Source organism: Burkholderia sp. Bp9004, from assembly GCF_003858025.1.
Classification (GTDB): Bacteria; Pseudomonadota; Gammaproteobacteria; order Burkholderiales; family Burkholderiaceae; genus Burkholderia; species Burkholderia diffusa.
The window spans coordinates 231,516-253,075 of the sequence record NZ_QTQD01000005.1 but is presented as its reverse complement, the minus strand read 5'-3'; the positions used below and the strand labels follow the sequence as shown (position 1 = coordinate 253,075).

Annotated in this window: 25 protein-coding genes; 10 read left to right on the top strand and 15 right to left on the bottom strand. The window is 66.6% G+C overall.

Annotation, left to right across the window (positions count from 1 at the left end):
- Window positions 1-5 precede the first annotated feature (5 nt).
- On the bottom strand, window positions 6-398 hold the full coding sequence (locus DIE08_RS08930) for a DUF1924 domain-containing protein (RefSeq protein ID WP_260436496.1): 393 nt from the start codon (window positions 396-398) through the stop codon (window positions 6-8).
- Window positions 399-696: 298 nt separating this feature from the next.
- Between DIE08_RS08930 and DIE08_RS08925 the strand changes: the two genes are divergently transcribed.
- Entirely contained in the window at window positions 697-1,191 is a 495-nt protein-coding gene (locus DIE08_RS08925; RefSeq protein ID WP_124901649.1) for a CreA family protein, read from the top strand.
- 136 nt (window positions 1,192-1,327) lie between these two features.
- A complete protein-coding gene (locus tag DIE08_RS08920) occupies window positions 1,328-1,801 on the top strand; it encodes a hypothetical protein (RefSeq protein ID WP_124901648.1) in 474 nt (157 codons plus the stop codon).
- Window positions 1,802-1,929: 128 nt separating this feature from the next.
- Here the strand turns inward: DIE08_RS08920 and DIE08_RS08915 are convergent, their stop codons facing one another.
- Window positions 1,930-2,622: a CBS domain-containing protein gene (locus DIE08_RS08915; RefSeq protein WP_124901647.1), complete on the bottom strand. Its 693-nt coding sequence runs from the start codon at window positions 2,620-2,622 to the stop codon at window positions 1,930-1,932.
- A 264-nt stretch (window positions 2,623-2,886) separates the two neighbouring features.
- On the opposite strand from DIE08_RS08915, the gene DIE08_RS08910 reads away from it, so the two are divergent.
- Window positions 2,887-3,171, top strand: a complete 285-nt coding sequence (locus DIE08_RS08910) for an E3 binding domain-containing protein (RefSeq protein WP_124901646.1) — start codon at window positions 2,887-2,889, stop codon at window positions 3,169-3,171.
- Window positions 3,168-3,428 (top strand): acyl carrier protein, encoded by a 261-nt coding sequence (locus tag DIE08_RS08905; RefSeq protein WP_124901645.1) that lies wholly within the window; start codon window positions 3,168-3,170, stop codon window positions 3,426-3,428. The genes DIE08_RS08910 and DIE08_RS08905 overlap by 4 nt, the downstream gene beginning before the upstream one ends.
- Window positions 3,429-3,524: 96 nt before the next feature.
- Here DIE08_RS08905 and DIE08_RS08900 read toward each other — a convergent pair whose 3' ends face one another.
- Together DIE08_RS08900 and DIE08_RS36125 are read right to left on the bottom strand one after the other, a co-directional pair.
- Entirely contained in the window at window positions 3,525-4,055 is a 531-nt protein-coding gene (locus DIE08_RS08900; protein ID WP_260436490.1) for a flavodoxin, read from the bottom strand.
- A 296-nt stretch (window positions 4,056-4,351) separates the two neighbouring features.
- Window positions 4,352-4,489 carry an Hsp20 family protein gene (locus tag DIE08_RS36125; protein WP_260436495.1) on the bottom strand — a complete coding sequence of 46 codons (138 nt, stop codon included), beginning with the start codon at window positions 4,487-4,489 and terminating at the stop codon, window positions 4,352-4,354.
- 182 nt (window positions 4,490-4,671) lie between these two features.
- Between DIE08_RS36125 and groL the strand changes: the two genes are divergently transcribed.
- Window positions 4,672-6,306 carry a chaperonin GroEL gene (gene groL / locus DIE08_RS08890; RefSeq protein ID WP_124901644.1) on the top strand — a complete coding sequence of 545 codons (1,635 nt, stop codon included), beginning with the start codon at window positions 4,672-4,674 and terminating at the stop codon, window positions 6,304-6,306.
- A gap of 207 nt (window positions 6,307-6,513) precedes the next feature.
- On the opposite strand, the gene DIE08_RS08885 is transcribed toward groL, so the two are convergent.
- Complete coding sequence (locus tag DIE08_RS08885; RefSeq protein WP_124901643.1) at window positions 6,514-7,161, bottom strand: BON domain-containing protein; 648 nt, start codon at window positions 7,159-7,161, stop codon at window positions 6,514-6,516.
- A gap of 371 nt (window positions 7,162-7,532) precedes the next feature.
- Between DIE08_RS08885 and DIE08_RS08880 the strand changes: the two genes are divergently transcribed.
- Together DIE08_RS08880 and DIE08_RS08875 are read left to right on the top strand one after the other, a co-directional pair.
- Entirely contained in the window at window positions 7,533-7,883 is a 351-nt protein-coding gene (locus DIE08_RS08880; RefSeq protein ID WP_059681016.1) for a hypothetical protein, read from the top strand.
- 69 nt (window positions 7,884-7,952) lie between these two features.
- Window positions 7,953-8,324 (top strand): HPF/RaiA family ribosome-associated protein, encoded by a 372-nt coding sequence (locus tag DIE08_RS08875; protein WP_124625202.1) that lies wholly within the window; start codon window positions 7,953-7,955, stop codon window positions 8,322-8,324.
- A 205-nt stretch (window positions 8,325-8,529) separates the two neighbouring features.
- On the opposite strand, the gene DIE08_RS08870 is transcribed toward DIE08_RS08875, so the two are convergent.
- Complete coding sequence (locus DIE08_RS08870; protein ID WP_409360393.1) at window positions 8,530-10,896, bottom strand: exo-beta-N-acetylmuramidase NamZ domain-containing protein; 2,367 nt, start codon at window positions 10,894-10,896, stop codon at window positions 8,530-8,532.
- Window positions 10,897-11,005: 109 nt separating this feature from the next.
- Window positions 11,006-11,479 carry a carboxypeptidase regulatory-like domain-containing protein gene (locus DIE08_RS08865; RefSeq protein ID WP_124625208.1) on the bottom strand — a complete coding sequence of 158 codons (474 nt, stop codon included), beginning with the start codon at window positions 11,477-11,479 and terminating at the stop codon, window positions 11,006-11,008.
- A 442-nt stretch (window positions 11,480-11,921) separates the two neighbouring features.
- Here DIE08_RS08865 and DIE08_RS08855 point away from each other — a divergent pair, with 442 nt between their 5' ends.
- Window positions 11,922-12,419, top strand: coding sequence for a lecithin retinol acyltransferase family protein (locus DIE08_RS08855; RefSeq protein ID WP_124901675.1), 498 nt, complete (start codon window positions 11,922-11,924; stop codon window positions 12,417-12,419).
- A 44-nt stretch (window positions 12,420-12,463) separates the two neighbouring features.
- On the opposite strand, the gene DIE08_RS08850 is transcribed toward DIE08_RS08855, so the two are convergent.
- The 4 genes from DIE08_RS08850 to DIE08_RS08835 all read right to left on the bottom strand — a co-directional run bounded on the left by DIE08_RS08850 (window position 12,464) and on the right by DIE08_RS08835 (window position 15,795).
- Window positions 12,464-12,652, bottom strand: coding sequence for a hypothetical protein (locus tag DIE08_RS08850; protein ID WP_124901640.1), 189 nt, complete (start codon window positions 12,650-12,652; stop codon window positions 12,464-12,466).
- 45 nt (window positions 12,653-12,697) lie between these two features.
- Entirely contained in the window at window positions 12,698-13,954 is a 1,257-nt protein-coding gene (locus tag DIE08_RS08845; RefSeq protein WP_124901639.1) for a putative glycoside hydrolase, read from the bottom strand.
- Complete coding sequence (locus DIE08_RS08840) at window positions 13,947-14,741, bottom strand: polysaccharide deacetylase family protein (protein ID WP_124901638.1); 795 nt, start codon at window positions 14,739-14,741, stop codon at window positions 13,947-13,949. Before DIE08_RS08840 ends, DIE08_RS08845 begins: the two co-directional genes overlap by 8 nt.
- 118 nt (window positions 14,742-14,859) lie before the next feature.
- Window positions 14,860-15,795 carry a 1-phosphofructokinase family hexose kinase gene (locus DIE08_RS08835; RefSeq protein ID WP_124625222.1) on the bottom strand — a complete coding sequence of 312 codons (936 nt, stop codon included), beginning with the start codon at window positions 15,793-15,795 and terminating at the stop codon, window positions 14,860-14,862.
- A 208-nt stretch (window positions 15,796-16,003) separates the two neighbouring features.
- Between DIE08_RS08835 and DIE08_RS08830 the strand changes: the two genes are divergently transcribed.
- A complete protein-coding gene (locus DIE08_RS08830; RefSeq protein ID WP_124901637.1) occupies window positions 16,004-17,800 on the top strand; it encodes an adenosylcobalamin-dependent ribonucleoside-diphosphate reductase in 1,797 nt (598 codons plus the stop codon).
- Window positions 17,801-17,847: 47 nt separating this feature from the next.
- Here the strand turns inward: DIE08_RS08830 and ftsH are convergent, their stop codons facing one another.
- The 4 genes from ftsH to DIE08_RS35570 form a co-directional block, all read right to left on the bottom strand.
- Window positions 17,848-19,755: an ATP-dependent zinc metalloprotease FtsH gene (gene ftsH, locus DIE08_RS08825; protein ID WP_124901636.1), complete on the bottom strand. Its 1,908-nt coding sequence runs from the start codon at window positions 19,753-19,755 to the stop codon at window positions 17,848-17,850.
- Window positions 19,756-19,788: 33 nt separating this feature from the next.
- Complete coding sequence (locus DIE08_RS08820) at window positions 19,789-20,298, bottom strand: BCAM0308 family protein (RefSeq protein ID WP_124901635.1); 510 nt, start codon at window positions 20,296-20,298, stop codon at window positions 19,789-19,791.
- A 39-nt stretch (window positions 20,299-20,337) separates the two neighbouring features.
- Window positions 20,338-20,985 carry a BON domain-containing protein gene (locus DIE08_RS08815; protein ID WP_124901634.1) on the bottom strand — a complete coding sequence of 216 codons (648 nt, stop codon included), beginning with the start codon at window positions 20,983-20,985 and terminating at the stop codon, window positions 20,338-20,340.
- Window positions 20,986-21,087: 102 nt separating this feature from the next.
- On the bottom strand, window positions 21,088-21,255 hold the full coding sequence (locus tag DIE08_RS35570) for a hypothetical protein (protein ID WP_185715838.1): 168 nt from the start codon (window positions 21,253-21,255) through the stop codon (window positions 21,088-21,090).
- A gap of 19 nt (window positions 21,256-21,274) precedes the next feature.
- Here DIE08_RS35570 and DIE08_RS08810 point away from each other — a divergent pair, with 19 nt between their 5' ends.
- Window positions 21,275-21,463, top strand: a complete 189-nt coding sequence (locus DIE08_RS08810; protein ID WP_059602737.1) for a DUF2964 family protein — start codon at window positions 21,275-21,277, stop codon at window positions 21,461-21,463.
- Window positions 21,464-21,560 lie beyond the last annotated feature (97 nt).

Genomic DNA, 21,560 nt, shown 5'->3' with positions numbered 1-21,560 from the left:
CGCCGTCAGGGTTTCAGACTCATGAGCCAGCTCAGGACGTCGGCCTTCTCGGCCGACGAGCATTCGCGCCCGACGACGTCCTTGCAGTTTCTGCGGAACCACTTTTCGGTCCTGGCGCCGTCCGTGAATCGGGCCGGGTTGAAAGCGGGCGCAAGCGGCTCGATGGTCTTACCGGTAACGATGTGCGTGCCTGCACCGGTCGGCGTGCCGCCATGGCAGGTCGCGCAGCTCCAGTCGCGCCCATGTCGGGACGTGAAGAACTGCTGACCGCGCGACGGTATGGCGCCGACGCCTGACTGTGCCGTGTAGCCGGCCAGCAACTGGGCCGGCGTTTCGGCACCTGCGTCGGCGATGGCGGCCACGCATATGGCGGCCCCCAGGCCTGCCCGGCATAGCATGCGAACCGAGTCGGATATGCGCATCGTGGTTCTCCTGAGCGATGCGTTCATCTTCGGGGGAATTCCTTACCGGATTCTTAACGCACGGATGCGCGCGCCGTGTCGCGAGTGCGATGCCGCCCGCCACATGGCCGTTGCGTCGCGCCCGATCGGCCGCTCTTGCAGCAAGCATCCGGCCACCCGTTCATCCCGCCTTGACGCAAGTCAAGCGTTCGATACCGGCAGACACCTAGTCTGAAGTTCAATCCGTCTCGTTGCACGGGAGCCCTGCCGAGACAGTTTTGCCGATCAGTCGAGGATGCTGGCGATGATCATGCTGCGAACACGTACATGGATTGCGTCCGCCGCGCTGGCGATCTCCTGCGCATCCGTCGTCGATGCGGAGGAACTGGCGCGCATTCCGCCACACTCTCAGCGCTACGGTGCACATATCGGCATATCCGCGTACGACGACCCGAAGCTCCACGGAGTAACGTGCTTCGTCTCGGAGCCGCACACGCGCGACGAACGACCGCCCTTGCGCGACGGACATAGCGCCGGAGCATCGGTGTCCTGTCACCAGACCGGAACGCTCGCCACGACCGCCCGCTTGCCGCGGCTGGCTCAGGTGTTCGACGAATCCGTCGATCCGGTGTTTGGATCGATACACGTGGTCCGGATTGTCGATCTCCGGCGTCTCGTCGTCGTCTACTTCTCGTACATGGAAAGCGACGTGGCGGGCGATCTCCCGGGGCATGTGGATGTCGTCCGCTTGCCGGTGCACTGGCGTGGAACGGACGCATCCGCCGAATGATGCGGCGGCATGACTCTGGCGGCAGCATGACCTGCGTCAAGCCTGCGTTTTCGCGAGATGTCAGCATGGAAGCAAGATTCCGGTCGCTTTGCGTGCGCATTGCCGATGCGGTAAATCCACCGCCGAGGAGGCCCCGATGCGATCGCGAATTTTTCTTGTGCTGCTTGCCTGGCTGGCATTGCTTGTCGGCGCGGTATCGACCGCCGGTGCGAACGACCTGACGCGCAGCGTGACGACGGGCAAGCTCGTCGTCCACTACGGTGTGGTTCCGGCGAGTCGCGCCGCTACGCCGGGCGGCGGTTCCGGCGGGGCATCGAACAACGTGAACCTGTTCCTGCTCACGGTCGCCCTGTTCGACAGGTCGAACGGAAAGCGCATTGACAATGCTCACGTCGTTGCTGTCGTGCAGGGACCGCGAAGCGAAGCCAGTGCCTTCCATTCAAAATCGACGCGGATAGCACTCGACCCGACGCAGGACGGCAATGCGGTCACGTACGGGAACGTGTTCGACGCACGTTGGAAAGGTGTCTATCACATCAATCTCACGATCACGAGAGACGGCCTCGCACAGCCCGAGCATGTCCGCCTCAACTACGATCAGCAGTTCTGACCGGTCGAGGTAGTCTCTCGTGTTCGCGTTCGTGCTGCTTCGCGCAGCACGAATGCACGCTCGTGCGCCACTCGGCAGCGGCGTGAACACCGGACTTTTCCCCGATGATGTGTGTCGACCGCTTACGTTTACATCGAGGGAAGCGTAAGAGGATAGACGAGATGGCTGATCACCTGTTTGACGCCCGGTACAGTCTGGGCTGCCACGCACACCGCTTTGCGCTCCTCTTCGCTGAAGATCACGCCCCATAGATGTACCTTGCCGTTCCTGACGATGATCTGGCCTCGCGTTAGCGCCCAGCGTTGGCCAGACATCGCATTCAGTATCGCCTCGCGTATCTCGACGTCCGCATGCGCGACCGACTTCCGTTTGTCGTTCGTCTCGCTGGCAAGCGCGCGCACGAGATCGGCTCGACTCACCAGGCCTGCCACCTTGCCGTTGTCGACGACCGGCACGCGCTTGATGCGGTGCCGTTCCAGCAATTCGGCAACTTCGGACAGCGGCGTGTCCTCGGCGACCGTGACGACGTCGACAGTCATCAGGTCCTTCACGGTCTGCGCGTGTTCCTTTACATACTCGCTGGCCAATTCACGGCTGGACGCAAGAAGCTCCAGCCACCAGGAGCGGCGCCTGGCATGCGTGCCAATTTCGACGCGGTGCACAAGGTCGCCTTCGCTTACGATCCCGATCAGCTTTCCGTCCGCATCGATTACGGGAACCGCGCTGATCGAGTGCTCCACGAGCAGCTTCGCGGTCTCCTGAACGCTCATCTCCGGACTGGCGGAAATGACCGCGGTCGTCATCACGTCACGCGCTCGCATAAGGTGCTCCTTCAATGCGTTGGCCCCTCGCCGGCTGGTCTGCGGCGAAAAGCTGCACGCACTCACTGAGACCGGCTGGCCTGCAAGATGAATGCTTCACTCGGAAACCCGAGGCAAGCTTGAGCGATGTCAACCGACAGCCGATTGCACCGCAGATGCGGCGATCCAGGCGTTCAAGCGGCGTCGTGATCCGCGATCACCGGTTCTTTGCACTTGCGACGCAAGTGTCGGCCACGGTCGAATCGGGCGTCGGACGGGCCACACATGGCGCCCCCGATCCCGGATGTGCCAGCCGCGCGCAAGCTTGCGCAGCAGCACCAGGTCGATCCCGACAGTGTGACGGGCACTGGCCCGACAGGCTCGGTGACGCTTGCGGACGTCGAACGGGCGATCGCGGCGGCGGGTTCGCCTGCGGCCGGCACGCCCCGGCGGGCGCTCTCCGGCAACGAGACGGGTTATCGCGGCTGCGTATCCGACGGCCATCGCGGTGCGCTGTTCCTGGTTGAACTGGGTGAATTGCTGCAGCACCCCGAGGAGTTGAACCGATGAACAATGCTGACATCCTTTCGGTCGTACTGGAAACGCTTGCATCCGTCGCGCCGGAACTCGACCCGTCGACGCTGCGTGCGGATCGTCCGCTGCGCGGTCAGGTCGATCTCGATTCGATGGACTGGCTCAATTTTCTGACGGGCCTTCATGCGCGGCTGAAGGTGGAGATCCCGGAGCGCGACTATGGTCGTCTGGTTACGCTCGACGATATCGTCGGCTATCTCGCGGCCGCAGACGCACACCGACCGGTGTCTTGAGGCCGGTCCATCGCGCAAGCTGGCGTTTGCGCCGACGTCGGAGCGCCCGCCACACCGTTACACGAGGGCGCACGTTTCCGTGCGCCCTCGCATGCTTCAGCGCGCCGCAGGCGTCGCGACCGCTTCCGCCAGCCTGCGCGCTGCCTGTTCGGCAAATGCCGCCAGGATCGGGCTGGCATCGCCATGCAACGTTTCGCGCGGCGTCACGCGACATTCGGCGAGCGGCGACTTGCGTGCCAGTGTCCGCATTTGCGTTAGTGCGGAATCCGCACCACGTTGCGCGAAGCTGCAAAAGAATGCGACACGCGGCAGGCGCCGCTGATTCGCGACGAGATACGCCCGCACCGGCGACGATACGCAGCCTGCCCAGACTGGGGAACCGATCACCACGAGATCGTACGCGGACGGGTCGCGCTTCGCCGCGACGATCTCCGCCGGCTTCTGGTTGATTGCCTCGACGAGCGAACGCAGATAGCCGAACGGGCCCGCGCGATCGCGCGTCACGACGATTTCCTCGACGTCGGCGTCGAGCATCTCGGCCAACGCGGACGCGGCCCGGCGGGTCGTGCCGGTGCGCGAATAGAATACGACGAGAACCTTGCCGGCATACATGACGACCTCCCTCATGCACGCTTGTCGGGTGGCGCGTGCGTCCGTTGAATCCATTCGCCATGACGCGCGGGCGATCTGAAGAAAATCGGTCCCGTGTGGGCGGATTGCACGCGACGGTGCAACCACTGGCGCAATGGCGCCGTGGCCGATATCCCGGTTATCGGCTCTGCATGCATGGCGAATGCAGGATCGCCTTTCATCGACCGTCCGAATGTCGGTGTTTCACGGCATGATCGAGCGGTCGAGAAGAAAACGGAAAGCATGTGCACCGGCATCCCGCGGCATGCGTCGGTGGATGCCCGCAACCTGTTTCAGCCCGCCTTCACCTCGATCTTCTTCTCGGCCTTGCGCGTTTCCAGCGTCTTCGGCAGCGTGACCGTCAGAATGCCAGTCTGGAACGATGCCTCGATCTTGTTTCTGTCATTCTCGATTGGTGATGACCGCGGCAATTGACAGAGATCAACGCTCAGGATCGAGAGACCGAAGGCGCTTGGGCGAGCACACGCGGTGCGAAACGCATTGCGCTCGTTGACCCAGGTCAATCGGCACGACGCGCCGGCAGGTGGAATATCCGTATCGGCGCCGGTCCGGAGACGCGTCGTGCCCGGCTTCGTCGCAGAGGAGGTGTATCGTGCCCGCAAAATCGCTTGTCTTTCACCAGGATGCTCGCCAACGGCTGCTCAAAGGCGTCAACGCGATTGCCGAGGCAGTCAAGATCACGCTCGGCCCGGGCGGCCGCAACGTGATCGTCGAGCGGACCGGCGCCGCGCCGCTGGTTGCGAACTCGGGCGTCGTCGTCGCCGGCGCTGTCGACCTGCCCGACCCGTTCGAGGAAATGGGCGCCCAGTTGTTGCGCGAAGTGGCGACCCGCACGAGCGAAGTCGCCGGCGACGGCACGACCACTGCCACCACCCTGGCACAGGCAATCGTTGCCGAAGGCATCAAGTGTGTCACTGCCGGGCACGATCCGATGGCGCTCAAGCGCGCGATCGAAGCGGCCGGCCGCGACGTGGTCGCCGAACTGCACCGCTTGTCGAAACCGTGCGCGAGCGCGGACGAGATGCGCCAGATCGCGACGATTTCCGCCAGCGGCGACAGCACGATCGGCGCGCTTGTCGCACAGGCCGTCGAGCGTGTGGGCAGGGACGGCGCGATCAGCATCGAGGACGGCACGAAGCTCGACGACGAGCTCGAGACGGTGGACGGCTCGCTGATCGATCGCGGCTATCTGTCGCCGCTGTTCGTCGATTCGGACAATCATCGCGTCGTCCTTGACGAGCCGCGCATCCTGCTCTGCGACATGAACATCAGCGCGATCGCACAACTGCTGCCGGTACTCGAGGCGCTCAGCAGCACCGGCAAGCCGCTTCTCGTCGTCGCGAACGAAGTGGAAGGCGAAGCGCTGGCGACCCTTGTCGTCAACCACCTGCGCGGCACGCTGAAATCGTGCGCGATCCGCTCGCCCGGATTCGGCGAGGCACGCACCGAGCAGCTTGCCGACCTCGCCGCGCTGACTGGCGCGACGGTCATTTCCGCTCAGGCTGGCCGGACACTCGAGCACACGACGCTGGACGATCTCGGTGCCGCGCGGCGCGTGGAGATCACGCGCGAGACGACGACCGTCATCGCCGGGCGAGGCGAACGCCAGCACATCGACGAGCGCGTCCAGGCGCTGCGTACACGCATCGCGGCGACACCGGCCGGATACGAGCGCGACGCGCTGACGCGCCGGCTGACGAAACTCGCGGGCGGCGTCGCGGTGATTCGCGTCGGCGCCGCGACGGAAACCGCGCTGCGCGAGCGCAAGAATCGCTTCGAGGATGCGTTGCATGCGACGCGCGCCGCGATGGAGGAAGGCATTGTGCCGGGCGGTGGCGTCGCACTGCTGCGTGCACGGCGCGCGCTCGTAGGCAATGGCACATACCTGACGGATGTGCAGCGCACCGGCGCGCGGATCGTGCACGACGCACTGGCGTCCCCGCTGCGTCAGATCGCCGAAAATGCCGGAGCGGACGCGCAGGCCGTCGTACACGCGGTCGATGTCGCAACCGGAGCGTTCGGCTATGACGCGGCGACGGCGACATATGGGGACATGATTGCTGCCGGAATCGTCGACCCCGTCAAGGTCGCGCGTTCGGCGCTACAGAACGCGATCTCGGTCGCGTCGCTGCTGCTCACGACCGATTGCATGATCGCGCATCGCCCACGCACGGCCGCGTCACCGGGCGCCGCGCAATCGGGAAACTGGGGCGCCGAACTCGGCTGAGCCATGCGCGTGCCGCCGGTGGATCTCGTACGACTCGCCAGCGTGATAGGCGGAATTCATGTCGGCAGCGGAGCCTCAGGCGCCACCGCTGTCGCAGGGCTGTCAATCCCACCCTGGATGCCGGTGACAGGAAACATCGAGCCGGGTGTTGATTCAAGCCACGTATTGCGTCAGTGATACTGAATAATGATTCAGGTATCCGTCAGGTCATCCAATCGTCAGATGATCGACAACTTCCCGCACGCCCTTGACCGACCATGCCGCACCGCACGCGGCGCGCTTCTCCGCCATCGAATCGACCGTGCCGGTCAGCGTGACGACACCGTTCGCCACCTCGATGGCGATCGCCGCACCTTTTCGCTGTGCACGGCGAGCCAACGCATCGGCAATCTCGGCGCAGATGTCCTGCGCGGTATGGGCGGCGCGCACTTGAATGCGGTTCGCGACGTCGACAACGCCGGCCATCCGGCTCACCAGCGCCTCTGCCGCTTGACGCTGAAAACCCCACTCCACTTCGCCGTCGAGCGTCACGCGGCCATGGTCGACCTCGACACGGATCGACTGGTCCTGCAACGCTTCCTGCCAGTCGAGCGCGGACATGATCCTGGCTTCCAGTTCCGCGTCCGAGCGACTGGCTGCCGGCGCGGCGATTTCGAGTTCCAGCAGCAGCACACGCACGCCGCCGACGCGCTGGACCGCCTTCTGCGCCGCGAACTTCTGCGCCCAGCTCGGGACCATGCCCAGCAGCGTCACTGTACCGTCGCGCACCGTGACCTCGATCTGGCGCGCGTCGACAGCCGGATCCCGGGACAGTTCCTGTTCGACATCGTGTTTGAGTTTCGCGTCGGACTTCATGTCGGTCTCCTGTGGGATTGCAGGTTCAGCGGATCGGTTTCGCGTCGATAGCACGATCGGAATTGCTCTCTTCCAGCCGATCACGGGGCGCTCATGTCGCCGATCGGTCGACCGATGCCGGTCGTAACCGCGTCAGGCTCCCATTCACAATGAAGGGCGCCGTACGCACGCCGTTGATGTTGGTCAAACCTTGTCGTCCGCGTTACGCCCTGGCCTGGACACTCTCTCGATGAAATCGTCGCGTTTCCGCGGGCCGACGCGGTCTATGAAAGTCGCCATTGATGCGTGTCAAGCGGCGGTCGCCCCGGAAGCCTAGGCTGAAAACGTGGACGACATCGTCCTGACGTACGCGCTCAGGTTGGGAGGCAACCATGCAGACCGGACATCATTTCCTACCCGAGTTTCGGCATGCGACCTTGCCGACCTATTTCGTTTCCTACGTGTTTCCCCTGCTGCTGGCCGGCTACGAGGTGTATCGGATCAGCTATTGGGTGAGCCGGCATGGCTGGAATTTTGCGCAACTGCCGCAGGCCGGCTACGAGTTCACGCTGATGCTGTTCGTATTTGCATTGCAGGTGATTCTCGACGGGTTGTTCTTCATTACGGCATGGTCAGGCAAGCATCCGGACGTCGGGCATCGGCTCGCGAACATGACGCTCGGTGTTCTGTGCTCGGCAGTGGTCATCGCGTTCGATGTCGCTCTTCAGATCGCCACATTCTGAATCGGAATCTCTGGACCGCCGGCACGACGAGGCACGACCGGCATTCATCAACCATCAACGGATCAAGCAATGAAGCCACCTTACGAACTGGTATTTCAAGGCATGCCGCGCTCGGACGCGCTCGAGGCGGAAGCCGCCCGCCATGTATCCAAACTCGATCGATTCCGGCAGGACATCTCGCATTGCAGGGTCAATGTCGTGCTGGACGAGAAGCGCGATCATCAGGGGAAACCGTTCAATATCCGGATCGAAATCACGATTCCCGGACATCAACTGGTATCCAGCAAAGAACACGACGAGGACGTCTACGTCGCGCTGCGCAATGCCTTCGGCAACGTCACGAGAATGCTCGAAGACACGGGACGCAAGCAGCGAGGCCGCGGCAAACGGCACGATGAACATCCGGCCGGTCCTGCCACGCAATCCGAGGCGCACGAATAGCGTGCAGTTGCGCTAGCGTGCGCCCGTGGACAGCCGCGCGACGCGCACGCCGATCGGTGCCTGCCACGATGGTGCGCAGACGCTCCACCGCGAGTCCGACCGAAACGAGCACCCGTTCCGGCATTCTGCCGCCCATTCTCTGCACGTCGCGCCATGGCATGCGTCGCGCATGCCAAGCACGTCCGCCGCCTGTTTTTCCTTCCGTTCAGTACAGCAGAAATGCTGCTCTCTCAGGCGCGAACGCCGCATCCTGCGCGACAACCACGCGCTCGATCTCGTCGAGCGACCGCCCCGCCTCCAGCATGTCCGCCACCTCGCGCGAACCGACCGAAGCACGGATCGCATCGATCCGGAACCGCGCCGGATAACGCCGGTGCAGCGCCAGCGCGAGCGCCAGGCCGATCTCGCCCGGCCGCGCCGCGTCGGGCGGCCGTTCGATGCGCACCCCTTCGCATACCCTGCCGCGATACGGCCCCTCCGCAGGCACGAAGCGGACCGCCGAGAACGTCGCGTCCAGCCGCATCGCGCGAAGATCGCCCGCGAGGACGCGCCCGTCGATCCACGGCGCGCCAACCACGCCGAACGGCGTCCCGGTGCCGCGCCCGACACTGACCGCCGCTCCCTCGATGAGCCCCGTCTCCGGGTACAGCGACATCGCGGCGCCATCGCGCAGGTTCGGCGATGGAGGTACCCAGCCGAGCCCGGTATCGCCGAAGCGCATCGCGCGCGCGTAATTCGCCATCGGCACCACGGTCAGCGCCGCACCGATATGCAGGCGGTCATTGAACAGTCGCGCCAGTTCGCCGAGCGTCATGCCGGGCTGGAGCGGCAACGGGTAATAGCCGGTAAACGTGGCTGGCCCGGCATCGGCGACGGGGCCGCCGACCACATCGCCGCCCAGCGGGTCCGGGCGGTCGAGCACGAGCACCGGGCGATGCGCGGCGGCGGCGGCCTCGAGCGCGTAACCGAGGGTGGCCAGGTACGTGAAGAAGCGTACGCCTGCGTCTTGCAGGTCGAGCACCACCACGTCGGCATCGGCGAGCAGTGCGGGCGCGATCCTGCGGCGATCGCCGTAGAGACTGTGAACGACCACACCGGTCGCGGCGTCGACCGTGTCGCCGAAGGTCTCGTCGACGTCGGTGCCGAGCCCGTGCTCGGGCGCGAACAGGGCGACGAGCCGCGCGCCCGGTGCCTGCGCGAGCAGGTCGACCGTGCGCCGGCCGAACCGGTCGAAGCCGCTGTGGTTCGTGATGAGCGCAATGCGCTTGCCTGCGACGGCCGCGAAGCCGCTCGCCGCGAGCACGTCGATGCCGGCCAGAACCGGCCCGCGCGATGCCGGCAACCGGGCGACCTGCGCGAGCGCCGCCGCCATCGCGGGCACGCGCGTCGCGATCCACGACGACGTCACGGGCGCGGCCTCGCTCGAGACGATGCCGAGCACGAGCGCGCGCAATGGCATGGCCGTGCCGGTTTCGTCGGGGTACAGCCGGCTCGTGAGCACGATCGCGAAGCGGCGCGTCACGGGATCGATCCACAGCGCCGTGCCCGTGTAGCCGAGGTGTTGCAGCGCGCCGACCGGCGGTAGCCGGTAGCGGTTCGCGACGAGCGGCGGCCCGACCGCCCAGCCGGGCGTGTGCAGGTCGCCTTCCGCGTCGAGCGTGGCCGGCGTCTCGAGCGCGGCCACGCTGCGTCGCGTCAGCACGCGCACCGGGCCGAGCGAACCGCCGTTCAGCAGCATGCGCGCGAAGCGCGCAAGATCGTCCGCACTCGCGAACAGGCCCGCATTGCCGGCAACGCCGCCCATCGCGGCCGCGATGGGATCGTGGACGCTTCCCCGGAGCAGACGGCCATCGCGAACGGTGGTGGGTGCCACGCGCGCGAACAGCGGCGCCGGTGGCCGGAATGCGGTGCTCGCCATCCCGAGCGGCGCGAACACATGCGCGGCGCACCACGCGTCGAGCGGCCGATGCGACACACGCTCGACGATCTCGCCAAGCACCACGTAGTTGACGTCGCTGTAGCGCACCTGTGTGCCGGCCGGCGCGCCGGGTGTCATCGCGACGATGTCGGCCAGCACGGCGGCGCGGCTGCGCAGCGCCCGGGACGACGACACGCCGGCCGGCAGCCCCGACACATGCGCGAGCAACTGGCGGATCGTGATGCCGGCCTTGTCGTGCGCGCCGAACGCGGGCCAGTAGCGCGCGGCCGGCGCGTCGAGGCTCAGCATGCCGCGCTCCGCGAGCTGCATGATCGCGACCGCCGTCGCCACCGGCTTGGTCAGCGACGCAAGATCGAAGACGGTATCGGCCGTCATCGCCTCGACGTGCTCGCCCGTCATGCGCAGGCCGCGCGCGACGCGCACCCGCACGCCGTCCGCGTCGCCCGTCACGACCACCGCGCCGGCAAGATGGCCATCGGCGATCTCGGCGGCGATCGCGGCGGTCTGCTGCCGAGCCGCGGCCGTGTCGGATTCCGCGTGCGCACCGGCTGATGCAAGCATGAACAGCAGCGCGCCGGTCAGCGCGGCAGCACAGCGGGATCGTAGCGATCGAGCCTGTTCCACTGCATCCATTCCTTCGTGCCGAGCGCATCGGCGGAGTCGAGCTGCGAGCGGAGGCCCGCCACGTCGATGACGCGAGCGCCGCGCATGGTCGTCGCGCGGCGCCTGAGCGAACGCGCGGCTAGCGGGCCGGTTGCTCCTGCGATCCGGAACATTCGCCACACAGACGTATCGCGCCCTGTCGTTCGGGGTCGTGCCAGTAAAAGCGCACATCGACGGCGCCGCGCGCGGGTACGACGACGTGCCGGACTTCCTGAACGGCCCTGTCGTGCGCGGACACGGTATATCGCCCCGGCGGCACGCGCGCGAACAGGAACGGGCCCATCGTGCGTGCGTCGAGAATCGTCGACTTGCCGGACGACAGCGTGACATCGACATCGGAAAGATAATGGCCCCTCTTCGATGCGAACGTGATCCTCAGGTTGTAGCGAGGCGCGACATCGCGAAATGCAGTGACCTCGTCCTGGCCGATTCCGCCGGTGATATAAGCGACACCGTTGCGCACGATCGGCTCGGTCGACGTTTGAGCCAGCACGTTCGCACCGATGTTCAGCAGACAGGCTGCCAGCAGCATCTTCACGGTTCCGGTCCACATCTTCACTCTCCTGATTGAGCACGCATGGCTGCGATGCCGCCCGTCCGGTCGCGGAACGGGCTGCGTGCGGTGACGTCGCGCATTGGTGTCGACGACGATGTCAGCGTCGCGCGGAACGTCGATTTCCCGTTGACTCAAGTCAAGTGCGCGCCTGTCGAAGCCGAACGAGTAGTCATCGCGCCTCATCTGCCCGTGCGGCACGGCTGAAAACAGGGGGAGCGGGATACCGACGGCGCAATCGTCCGTGACGGCTGTCAGCCGATATTGCATGCCCCGTCGGAAATTTCCGACACGGCGGCCCGATGTCGGACAGCAAGTTCAGGCCACGCTGATTGTCCCGTGCGGCTTCACTGTCAATACTGGAGACGTGACAGGACGCAACGTCTTTCGCGGCCGGCGCGTGACGCTTCCGCCCCGCCGCCGCAGGACCGAGGAGCTCGCGATGATCGATTCGACCGCAGCGCACGCCGACGACGCCACGCTGGATGGCGAACCGCCGGTCGGTGCCCACCTCGTGACCCGCCGCCCCGGCTATCTCCATCACGGGATCTACATCGGCGACGGCAACGTGATTCACTACGCGGGATGGTCACGCCATGCGAGCGTCGGACCGGTCGAGGTCGTCACCCTGGACGGTTTCCGTGCCGGCTTCGGGTTCGCGGTCATTCGCCACGCGCGCACGCTGTACGACGGAACGGAAGCCGCGCGCCGCGCGGCCTCGCGCCTTGGCGAATGCCAATACCGGCTGCTCACGAACAACTGCGAGCATTTCTGCCTGTGGTGCCTGTTCGGTGTGGGGAGAAGCGAGCAGGTCGCGTCGTGTCTGCGCAACCCGGCGCACGGCATCGCGGTCGCCGTCATGCTGATGGCGTGCGTTCTGGCCGCGCGACTGCATCCGGCGATGGCCGGGCGCGAATGCCCGGCACGGTATTCGGCCTAATATCGACGGCAGGGCCGTCGCTCAGTCATTCGTCGACTTGACCATCACCCGCGACCACGAAAGACGGCACGCGCACGCCCCCACCGTTTCGCCTGCGCGATCGCAATGCGGATCGCGCTGCCCTCGGTGCGCCCCTGCCGCAGCAGCGCGTTGGCAATCTCGATCGCCTTGCCGCGAACCGGCGGCGGCAGATTCCGCATCGAGGGCGGATAACGCTCGTCATTCCACGGCATGATCGATTCGACTCCTGCACGTTCGCGCCCGTCCGCACCTGCCGCTCAGCGCGGCAACGCGGCAGGATCGTAGCGATTGCGCGGATTCCACAGCATCCAGCCGTCCGTGCCCGCCGCATCGGCCGCATCGACCTGTGCGCGGATCTCGTCGGCATCGAACGGCCGGCGATCGAACGCATAGTCGCGAAACGCCTGGAGCCACGGCCGAAACCGGACACCGTCCAGTCCGGTCCGGCGCTTCGCCTCGGCCAGCGACCGTGCGACGATCTCGCCGGAATGTTCGGTGGGCTTCCGGCAGCCGGGCAAGCCCCACGTAAAGCCCGATGGATAGAGCATCGGCGACACATAGTCGACGACCGGTCCGAGCGCATCGAGCCGCTGCCCGATCGAGGTGTCGTCGCTGTTCCAGCAGACGTACCCGAAAATGTCCGCCGACACGTAGAGGTTGTACGGACGCAGCCGTTCCCGCGCACCGATCAGGAATCCGGTGATCGCCGCGACCCGGTTGGCCTCGGTATTGGGCTCGGCGAACCGAAGGCCGTTGGCGTCGGGAAAACGCAGGTAGTCGAACTGGATTTCGTCGAAACCCATGCGGGCGGCCTCTTCCGCGACGTCGTAGTTGTGTTGCCAGGCCGCGCGCGACGTCGGGTCGATCCAGCGCTGATGCTCGCGGTCCTGCCAGATCTCGCCGGCCGCATCGCGCACGGCCCACTCGGGGTGAGCGCGAGCCAGCGGGTCGTCCTTGAACACGACGATGCGGGCAATCAGGTAGAGACCGCGCGCGTGGAACGTCCGCAGCAGATCCGGCAGATCGGGCGGACGAACGATGGCACCGGCGACATTGCTCGCGGCACCGGAGATCTCACGCGCCAGGCTGCGATATGGTGTCACGCCGCTGTCGCCCTTCACGTCGATGACGAGCGCGTTGATCGCCGTCTTGTCCTGAAGTGACAGCGCCGCCTCGCGCAGCGTGCGGTCCGCGACGCCGTAAGCGGACAGATAGACGGCTTTCGGACGCATCGGGGTCATGCGGATCGTTTGTGCGCCCACGGCGGGTGCCAGTGTGACTTCGGTTCGCGCGTAGCCCGGCGCACGCACGCTCAGGCGTGTAACCGCCGCGTCGATCTCCAGTGAAAACGCGCCATCTCGATTCGCGGTACGGTTCGCGCCCGACGCATGGCCGATCGCGCCGGCCAGCGGGCGCCCGTTCGTCGCATCGACGACGGTGATCGTGACGGGCGCCGCGTGGGCGGCGAATCCGGCGAGCGACACGAGCAGACAGGCGATCAGGCGTTCAATCATGACTTCCCCCGGCGGTTCTCAGCAATCCGTTCATGCATCGTGTGTCGCAGGCGTCCGTAATCAAATAGCGTGGCAGCGCCATTGCCGGGTCGGTGATGCGCACGGGGCGCGCATCGAGCGTGAATGCCGCGATGTAGCCCTCGCGAGCGGCCAACTGGTCGGTCTGCGCATCATGGACGCCGAACGGCCAAGCCAGCATCCGGATCGGCTGGCCGGTTTCGGACTCGAGCCGTTCGCGGGACCGGCTCAACTGGAACGACACGAAGCGCAGATAGTCGTCCGCCGTGAGCCGGGCGCGTTCGGTGCGGAAATTCGGATGCCAGTACGTGTGGGACTCGATGTCGAACCCGCCGGACTGCCCGAGCATGCGCAACTGGTCCCATGTCATCGCATAGCTGGCGTTGGAAATAGCCGAGGGATAGATGAACAGCGTGACCGGCATGGGATGTGCGGCCAGCAATGGGCGCAGCACGTCGTAGACGGAGCGATGGCCGTCGTCGACGGTGATCGCGACCGCTCGCGCCGGCACGGCATCGGCCTGGCCGCCGTGCCAGCGCACGACGTCGGCGAGCGGCACGATGCGGTAGCCGTTCGCCTCGATCGCCTGCAACTGGTGGCGGAACGTTTCGGTACGGACCGTCATCGAATCCAGTCGCGCGGTGGCGAACCGGTGGTAGACCAGGATCAGCACACGCTGAGATGGCGAATCGACGGTCGCGACGTCGGCGGACGAAACCGGCGGCACGCACGACAACAGGAGCAGGCAGGCGAGCAGGCGAAAGGCCATGGAAGATCTCGTGGAATGGCTGCCCCATTTTTCGCGATCGCGGCGCGAAAACCGCTGAGCCAGATCAACGATTGATCGTACGGGGACGCGATCGTGCGTGCGTCAGGCCACCTGGTCGTCAGCTTGCCTGCGCAACCAGTTCGGCATGAATCCGTTCGACGTCGTCGCGCGTGCACAGCGCCGTGCCCGGGTGCTCGACCGACGCAGCCGATGCCGCCAGCGCATAGCGGCACGCTTCGTCGAACGGCACGCCGCGCGCCAGCGCCCAGACCATGCCGCCGACGAAACTGTCGCCGGCGCCGACCGTGCTGCACACCGCTGCCGGCCTGCCGGGCAGGCGCAGCGCGCCGTCGCGCGTGACGACCCATGCGCCGCGCGCACCGAGCGTCAACGCGACGATGTCGGCTTGCCCGCGCGCCACGAGTTCGCTCGCCTTCCGGCATGCCGACGTGTCGTCGAGCGGTTCGCCCGCCAGCGCACTCAGTTCGCCGAGACTGGGCTTCACGAGATGAACACCGGCCTCGAGGGCCGCTTGCAGCGCCCGGCCCGCCGCATCGACCACGACCCGGCTGCCCCTTGCCCGGGCCGTCCGCGCGAGCGTTGCATAGAGGTCGTCGGGCGCGCCGGGCGGCAGGCTGCCGCTCAGCACGAGATAGCGCGGCGCAGGTTGCATGGCGTCGATGCGGGCTGCGCAGTCGCGCCACTCGGCCTCTGTGACCAACGGCCCCGGCATCAGAAACCGGTATTCGCGCCCGGTCGCGGTCTCGGTCACGCAGACGTTCTCTCGCGTCTCGCCGGCGATCCTGATGCGCACGGCCGGCAGGCGCTCGGCTTCCAGCAGCAGCGTCAATACGTCGCCGGTCGGGCCGCCTGCCAGGTACAGCGCGACGCAGTCGCCCCCGAGGCGGTGAATGGTTCGGGCGACGTTGATCCCGCCGCCGCCGGGGTCACGCCGCGGGCGTGCGCAGCGCAGCTTGTGCGTATCGACGATGTGCTCGACGGACGTCGCGACATCGACGGCTGGATTCAAGGTAACGGTAACGATATCGGTCATGTGCGTGGTTCGCAGTCGATGGCTGGCGCGACGGCGCGGCGATTCGCGGCAACCGCCGCGTGCCGGCCGTGGCTCCACCTTACGTTCGACGCCGGTTAAGGCGTTGACCGCCGTCAAGCGATGTCGCGAAGGGACACGGTTGCGCTCGATCAACGACACGTTCGGGCAGGCTCCTACAGTGAGTCATTCATCGTCGCCGAGCCCCGTCATGGACGAGCAGCCGCTTTGCACCACCGTGTTTGCCGAACGCTACGCGCAGCCCGGCGAGACGTCTCGCGCGGCCGTTTTCCATCGCGTCGCCCGTGCACTGTCGCTCGCCGAGCCGGCCGAGCTCCGTGCACAGGTGGAGCGCGCGTTTTTCGTGAACCTGCAGCGTGGCGCGATCGGCGCGGGCCGCATCCTCGCGAATGCCGGCGCGCATACCGGCGGCACGATGATCAATTGCTTCGTCCATCCGCTCGCGATTCCGGCCGACACGCCCGTTCATGACCTCGACGCAGCGCTCGCGCATGCGCTCGACGACGCACGGGTCACGCTGGCGATGGGCGGCGGCATTGGCTACGACTTCTCGCCGGTGCCGCCCGCCGACGCGTACGAACGGCGCCTGTCATCCGGGCGCGGCGCATGCGCGGCGATTGACCGCTTCGATACGATGTGCCGGGCGCTGCCGTTTTCCGGCCCGCGCCGGGGCGCACAAATGGGTGTGCTGCGCTGCGACCATCCGGACCTCGTCGCATTCGTCGCGGCCAAGCGCGGGCGCTCGCGCTGGCCGACGTTCAACCTGTCGGTCGGCGTCACGGACGCATTCATGCAGGCGGTCCGGCACGACCTGCCATGGGCGCTCGTCCATCACGCACCGCCAGGCTACGTATCCGGCACACCGCCCCGGCGGCCGGACGGACGTTACCTTTACGCGACGGTTCAGGCCCGCACGCTCTGGCACGAGATCGTCAACGCCGCGCGCGACAGCGCCGAACCCGGGCTGCTGTTCCTCGACACGATCCGCGACGCGAATCCGCTGCGCGAGCACGAGCGGATCGACGCGACGAACCCGTGCGGCGAACAGCCGCTGCCGTCGTACGGCAGCTGTGTGCTCGGGCCGATCGACCTGTCGCGGTTCGTTCTACATCCGTTCGGTGTCGACAGGAAGCCGCGCTTCGACTTCGCGACACTCGCCGACGCGGTGCGCATCCAGGTCCGCATGCTCGACAACGTGCTCGACCTGACCGCATGGCCGCTCGCCGCGCACGAGCACGAGGCGCGGCGGACACGGCGCATCGGGGTCGGCGTGACCGGGCTGGCCGACGCGCTGACGATGCTGCGGCTGCGCTACGACAGCGTGGAGGCACGCACGCTCGCACGCGGGATCGTGCTGACGATGCGCGAGCATGCGTTTGCCGCATCGGCCGCGCTTGCAGCCGAGCGCGGCGTGTTTCCGGCCTACGACCCGGCCGCCTATCTGACCGGCCCCGCATATCGCACGCTGTTGCCGCTGAAGGTGCATCACGCGATCACGCGGCACGGGCTGCGCAACAGCCATCTGCTGTCGTTCGCGCCGGCCGGCAGCGTGAGCCTCGCGTTCTGCGACAACTGTTCGAACGGGATCGAGCCGGCCGTCGGCTGGACGCAGCGTCGCATGGTCCGCACCGCCGACGGGCAGGTCCGGTCGTTTCGTGCGGAGAATCACGCTTACCGGCTGTTCCGCGAGCTGCATGGCGAGAGCGTCAAGCTGCCGGGCTGTTTCGTCACGGCCGCGGACATCGCGCCGGAGGATCATGTCGCGATGCTCGCGGCGCTGCAGCCGTGTGTCGACGCCGGCATCTCGAAGACCGTGACGATGCCCGGCCAGTGTTCGCTCGCGGAGGTCGACGCGTTGTTCTTCCAGGCGTGGCGCGACGGGCTCAAGGGCATCACGGTTTTCCGGCCCGATCCGCGGCTCGCGTCGGTCGTGACCGATGACGCGGCGCACGCGCGGCGCGACGGCCCTGTCTGCATCGGTTGTTGAACGATAGCCGACGGCAGGCGTCCGGTGCGATCGCGGCGGTCGTTCCTTCAGGCGGAGACGCCCGTGGTCGTTTCCGAGTCGGTTTCCGCCGGCCGGGGTGTGTCGCCGGCATCGTCCGCCGGCGCGATGAGCGCCACCAGCATGTCGTGATCGATCGATTCGTGCTGCAGCAAGCTGCGCGCGATCCGTTCGAGCGCATCGCGCTGCTCGCCGAGCGTTACCGTGACCCGCGCATGCGCATCCTCGAGCAGCGCGCGCACCTCTTCGTCGATCAGTTGCGCCGTGTGCTCGCTGCAGTGACCGTCGCCCGGCGTCCACACGCCCGGCGCCGCGCCCTGGCGTGCGCCATCGTCGAGCGTCACGAGGCCCACCTTCTCGCTCATTCCGTATTGCATCACCATGTGACGCGCCAGCGCGGTCGCCCGTTCGAGATCGTTCTGCGCGCCGGTCGACACGTCGCCGAATATGATCTCCTCGGCCACGCGTCCGCCGAGCAATACGTCGAGCCGGTCAAGCAATTCGCTCCGGCGCAGCACGTAGCGATCCTCGGTCGGTACCTGCTGTGTGTAACCTAGCGCCGCGATTCCGCGCGGGATGATCGACACCTTCTTCACGGGATCGCAGTGCGCGCGGCTTTGCGCGACGAGCGCATGCCCCGACTCGTGGTACGCGATGGTCCGCTTTTCCTGTTCGTTCATCACGCGGCTCTTGCGCTCCATGCCGGTCATCGCGCGATCGATGGCTTCGTCGAAATCGGCCATCCCGATCGCGGGCTTGCCCAGTTCGGCCGCACGCAACGCGGCTTCGTTGACGACATTCGCGAGATCGGCGCCGACGAAGCCCGGCGTGCGCTGCGCGAGCTCGGCCAGGTCGACTTCCGGCGCGAGCTTCACGTGCTTCGTATGCACGGCCAGGATCTGCTTGCGCCCGATCAGGTCCGGCCGGTCGATCGCGATGTGACGGTCGAAACGCCCGGGGCGCAGCAGCGCGGGATCCAGGATCTCCGGCCGGTTGGTCGCGGCCATGATGATGACGCCCGAATTGGCCTGAAAGCCGTCCATCTCGACGAGCAACTGGTTCAGCGTCTGCTCGCGCTCGTCGTTGCCCGACATCAGGCCGACACCGCGCGCCTTGCCGAGCGCATCGAGCTCGTCGATGAACACGATGCACGGCGCGCTCTGCTGGGCCTGCTCGAAGAGATCGCGCACACGCGCCGCGCCGACGCCGACGAACATCTCGACGAACGCCGAGCCGCTGATCGTGAAGAACGGCACCGCGGCCTCGCCGGCGACCGCACGGGCCAGCAGCGTCTTGCCGGTACCGGGCGCACCGACGATCAGCACGCCCTTCGGGATCTTGCCGCCGAGCCGCTGGTAGCGTTCGGGGTTGCGCAGGAACGCGACGATCTGCTGCAACTCGGCCTTCGCCTCGTCGATGCCCGCGATATCGTCGAACGTGATGCCGGTTTCCTTCTGCACGTACACGCGGGCGCGGCTTTTGCCCATGCCGCTCAGGTCCCTCATCCCGCCCGGCCTTCGCATCATGAAATTCCAGATCAGGACGAAGCCGATCAACGGGAATATCCATGACGCGAGCGTCCCGATCCAGCCCGTATCCGTCGCGCCGCGGTAGCGAATCCCGGCAGTCGTCAGCGTGGCGACCAGGCCTTCGTCGCTCACCCGATTCGTCGTGAAGCGCCACGGCGGGCCGGCTTCCTTCACCTCGGCCGCGTCGGACGCGGGCAGCGCGGCGCCGGCCGCCGGCATGCGCAGCGTGCCAGAGATCGACGATTGGCCGATCTCGAGATCGTCGACGAGCCGTGCGTCCACCAGGTGGTGAAAATCGCTGTAGGAAATCGACGTCGCCGCCGGCTGGCGCGCCAGCAGTTGAACCGCCACCAGCACGGCGAACGCGATCGGGATCAGCAGCCCGGAGTAGTCGAATGCTTTTTTCATGGGATCGAACCTGACCGGTGGACTACCACACGCTCACGCGTCGTCGCGCTTCCAGTGCGCTCGCAGCACGTCCTCGCCGTCGCGATAGTTGATCTTGAGATCGCCGTGGTGCGCGTGCAGCAACGCTTCGCCGAGGCGGCGGACCATATGCATGCCCGTCGTTCGAACGATGAGCGAATCGGCGGATTTCTCGATGTCCATGATGCGTTCGAGCGCGTGCTCGCTCGTCTCCAGATCGGCCTGACGCTCCAGCAACTCTAGAATCGTCGACTGGTGCGCGCGCAGATACTCGCCGTTCAACACCAGCTCGCCCGCTGGCACGTTTTCCCGCATGCGCTTGCAGGCCGGGCATTCGAGCTGGCGCCGGTCGAGCGTGGTCGCGGACCAGGTCCAGCGGCCCGCCTCGCAGACCGCGCCGCAGCCTTCGCAGATGTGGTCGCCTGTCGGCCGCTTCGGATCACGGTAACTGTCCTTCGTATGCGGCTGCATGCGCTTGTCGCGGCGCAGATGGTTTCGGCCGGGGCCGGTATGCGAACGGTTCATCGCTGTTTCTCCTGGTAGTAGACAGCACGTGCAAGCGGGTCAGGAAACGGTCAGCCGGTCGACGACCTGCCGGACCCCCTTCACCGACCCGGCCGCGCCGCATGCGGCGCGCTTTTCGGCCAGCGACGCGACCGTGCCCGTCAGCGTGACGATGCCGTCGGTTGCGTCGATCGAAATTCCCGCGGTTTCGCGCTGCGCACGACGCGCAAGCGCCTCGGCGATCCGGACGCCGACGTCCGGCACCGTATGGTCGGCGCGCACCCGGATGCGGTTCGCCACGCCGACGACGCCGATCATCCGGCTCACCATCGCTTCCGCCGCCCGGCTCTGATACGCATGATCGACTTCGCCGTCGAGCGTCACGCAGCCGTGATCGACCTCGACGCCGATCTTGTGATCGCGCAGCGCATCCTGCCATCCGAGCGCGAACGTGATCGCGATCGCCAGTTCCTGGTCCGCGCAGGCGTTCTCCGGCGGGGCGACATTCAGCTCGAGCACCAGCGCACGCGCATCGGCGATGTGCAGTGCCGTTTTCTGCGCCTCGAGCTTCTGGGCCCAGCTGTCGACCGTGCCGCGCAACGTCACGATCCGGTCGCGGACCTCGACGTCGATCCGGCGCGCGTCGATCGCCGGATTCCAGAACAACGCCTGCTCGACATCCTGCTTGAGTACTGCGTCGGACTTCATGTCGGTCTCCCGTCGGCCCGTGCCGGCCGCAAAGCTCGCGAGCGAATGCGTGCGACACCGTGTTCAGCATCGCGCACGGCCGCGCCGGCGGCTTGACGAGGATCAATCAAAGGCCGGCTGGCGGCAGAGTCTGGCGGGCAGGCGATGGCCGGTTTGCCCGTTGACGCAGATCAACCGCGCGACGAGGCGCGACGCGATCATGAATCCGCAGACGTCGCCAAAACCGCAGCAACACGAACGTTTCGCATTCGTATGACCGTCGACGTCCATCGCTTTCCGGGAGACCGTCATGATCCACAAGCAGTACCGCATCATGCTCGCGACGCTCAGCGTGTTCATCGCGATTGCGTCGCTGGTCGGCATCGTTCACGGGATGCTGTTCGACGAGGAGGTGTTCAGGTACTCGATCGTCACGCTGATCTCCAGCATCCTCGCGTTCGTCGTGCTGCTCAATCTCAGGCCGGGCGACCGCCCGTGACGGGCACCGCGTGGTTCCGTCCGGCACGCCATCACGAAACCGGCCGAGGCACGCGGCGACCCGCGCGTCAAGCGAGGGGCCGCTCGAAACGCATTCC

Coding starts and splice junctions, on each gene's coding strand:
- DIE08_RS08850 (WP_124901640.1), bottom strand. CDS start 12,652: ATGCCGTGGAATGACGAGCGTTATCCGCCCTCGATGCGGAATCTGCCG.
- DIE08_RS08810 (WP_059602737.1), top strand. CDS start 21,275: ATGATCCACAAGCAGTACCGCATCATGCTCGCGACGCTCAGCGTGTTC.
- DIE08_RS08865 (WP_124625208.1), bottom strand. CDS start 11,479: ATGTGGACCGGAACCGTGAAGATGCTGCTGGCAGCCTGTCTGCTGAAC.
- DIE08_RS08820 (WP_124901635.1), bottom strand. CDS start 20,298: ATGAACCGTTCGCATACCGGCCCCGGCCGAAACCATCTGCGCCGCGAC.
- DIE08_RS08880 (WP_059681016.1), top strand. CDS start 7,533: ATGCAGACCGGACATCATTTCCTACCCGAGTTTCGGCATGCGACCTTG.
- DIE08_RS08875 (WP_124625202.1), top strand. CDS start 7,953: ATGAAGCCACCTTACGAACTGGTATTTCAAGGCATGCCGCGCTCGGAC.
- DIE08_RS08920 (WP_124901648.1), top strand. CDS start 1,328: ATGCGATCGCGAATTTTTCTTGTGCTGCTTGCCTGGCTGGCATTGCTT.
- DIE08_RS08855 (WP_124901675.1), top strand. CDS start 11,922: ATGATCGATTCGACCGCAGCGCACGCCGACGACGCCACGCTGGATGGC.
- DIE08_RS08905 (WP_124901645.1), top strand. CDS start 3,168: ATGAACAATGCTGACATCCTTTCGGTCGTACTGGAAACGCTTGCATCC.
- DIE08_RS08900 (WP_260436490.1), bottom strand. CDS start 4,055: ATGAGGGAGGTCGTCATGTATGCCGGCAAGGTTCTCGTCGTATTCTAT.
- DIE08_RS08830 (WP_124901637.1), top strand. CDS start 16,004: ATGGACGAGCAGCCGCTTTGCACCACCGTGTTTGCCGAACGCTACGCG.
- DIE08_RS08815 (WP_124901634.1), bottom strand. CDS start 20,985: ATGAAGTCCGACGCAGTACTCAAGCAGGATGTCGAGCAGGCGTTGTTC.
- DIE08_RS08845 (WP_124901639.1), bottom strand. CDS start 13,954: ATGATTGAACGCCTGATCGCCTGTCTGCTCGTGTCGCTCGCCGGATTC.
- DIE08_RS08885 (WP_124901643.1), bottom strand. CDS start 7,161: ATGAAGTCCGACGCGAAACTCAAACACGATGTCGAACAGGAACTGTCC.
- DIE08_RS08840 (WP_124901638.1), bottom strand. CDS start 14,741: ATGGCCTTTCGCCTGCTCGCCTGCCTGCTCCTGTTGTCGTGCGTGCCG.
- DIE08_RS08835 (WP_124625222.1), bottom strand. CDS start 15,795: ATGACCGATATCGTTACCGTTACCTTGAATCCAGCCGTCGATGTCGCG.
- DIE08_RS08915 (WP_124901647.1), bottom strand. CDS start 2,622: ATGCGAGCGCGTGACGTGATGACGACCGCGGTCATTTCCGCCAGTCCG.
- DIE08_RS08910 (WP_124901646.1), top strand. CDS start 2,887: ATGGCGCCCCCGATCCCGGATGTGCCAGCCGCGCGCAAGCTTGCGCAG.
- DIE08_RS35570 (WP_185715838.1), bottom strand. CDS start 21,255: ATGGACGTCGACGGTCATACGAATGCGAAACGTTCGTGTTGCTGCGGT.
- ftsH (WP_124901636.1), bottom strand. CDS start 19,755: ATGAAAAAAGCATTCGACTACTCCGGGCTGCTGATCCCGATCGCGTTC.
- DIE08_RS08925 (WP_124901649.1), top strand. CDS start 697: ATGCTGGCGATGATCATGCTGCGAACACGTACATGGATTGCGTCCGCC.
- DIE08_RS08870 (WP_409360393.1), bottom strand. CDS start 10,896: ATGGATGCAGTGGAACAGGCTCGATCGCTACGATCCCGCTGTGCTGCC.
- DIE08_RS08930 (WP_260436496.1), bottom strand. CDS start 398: ATGCTATGCCGGGCAGGCCTGGGGGCCGCCATATGCGTGGCCGCCATC.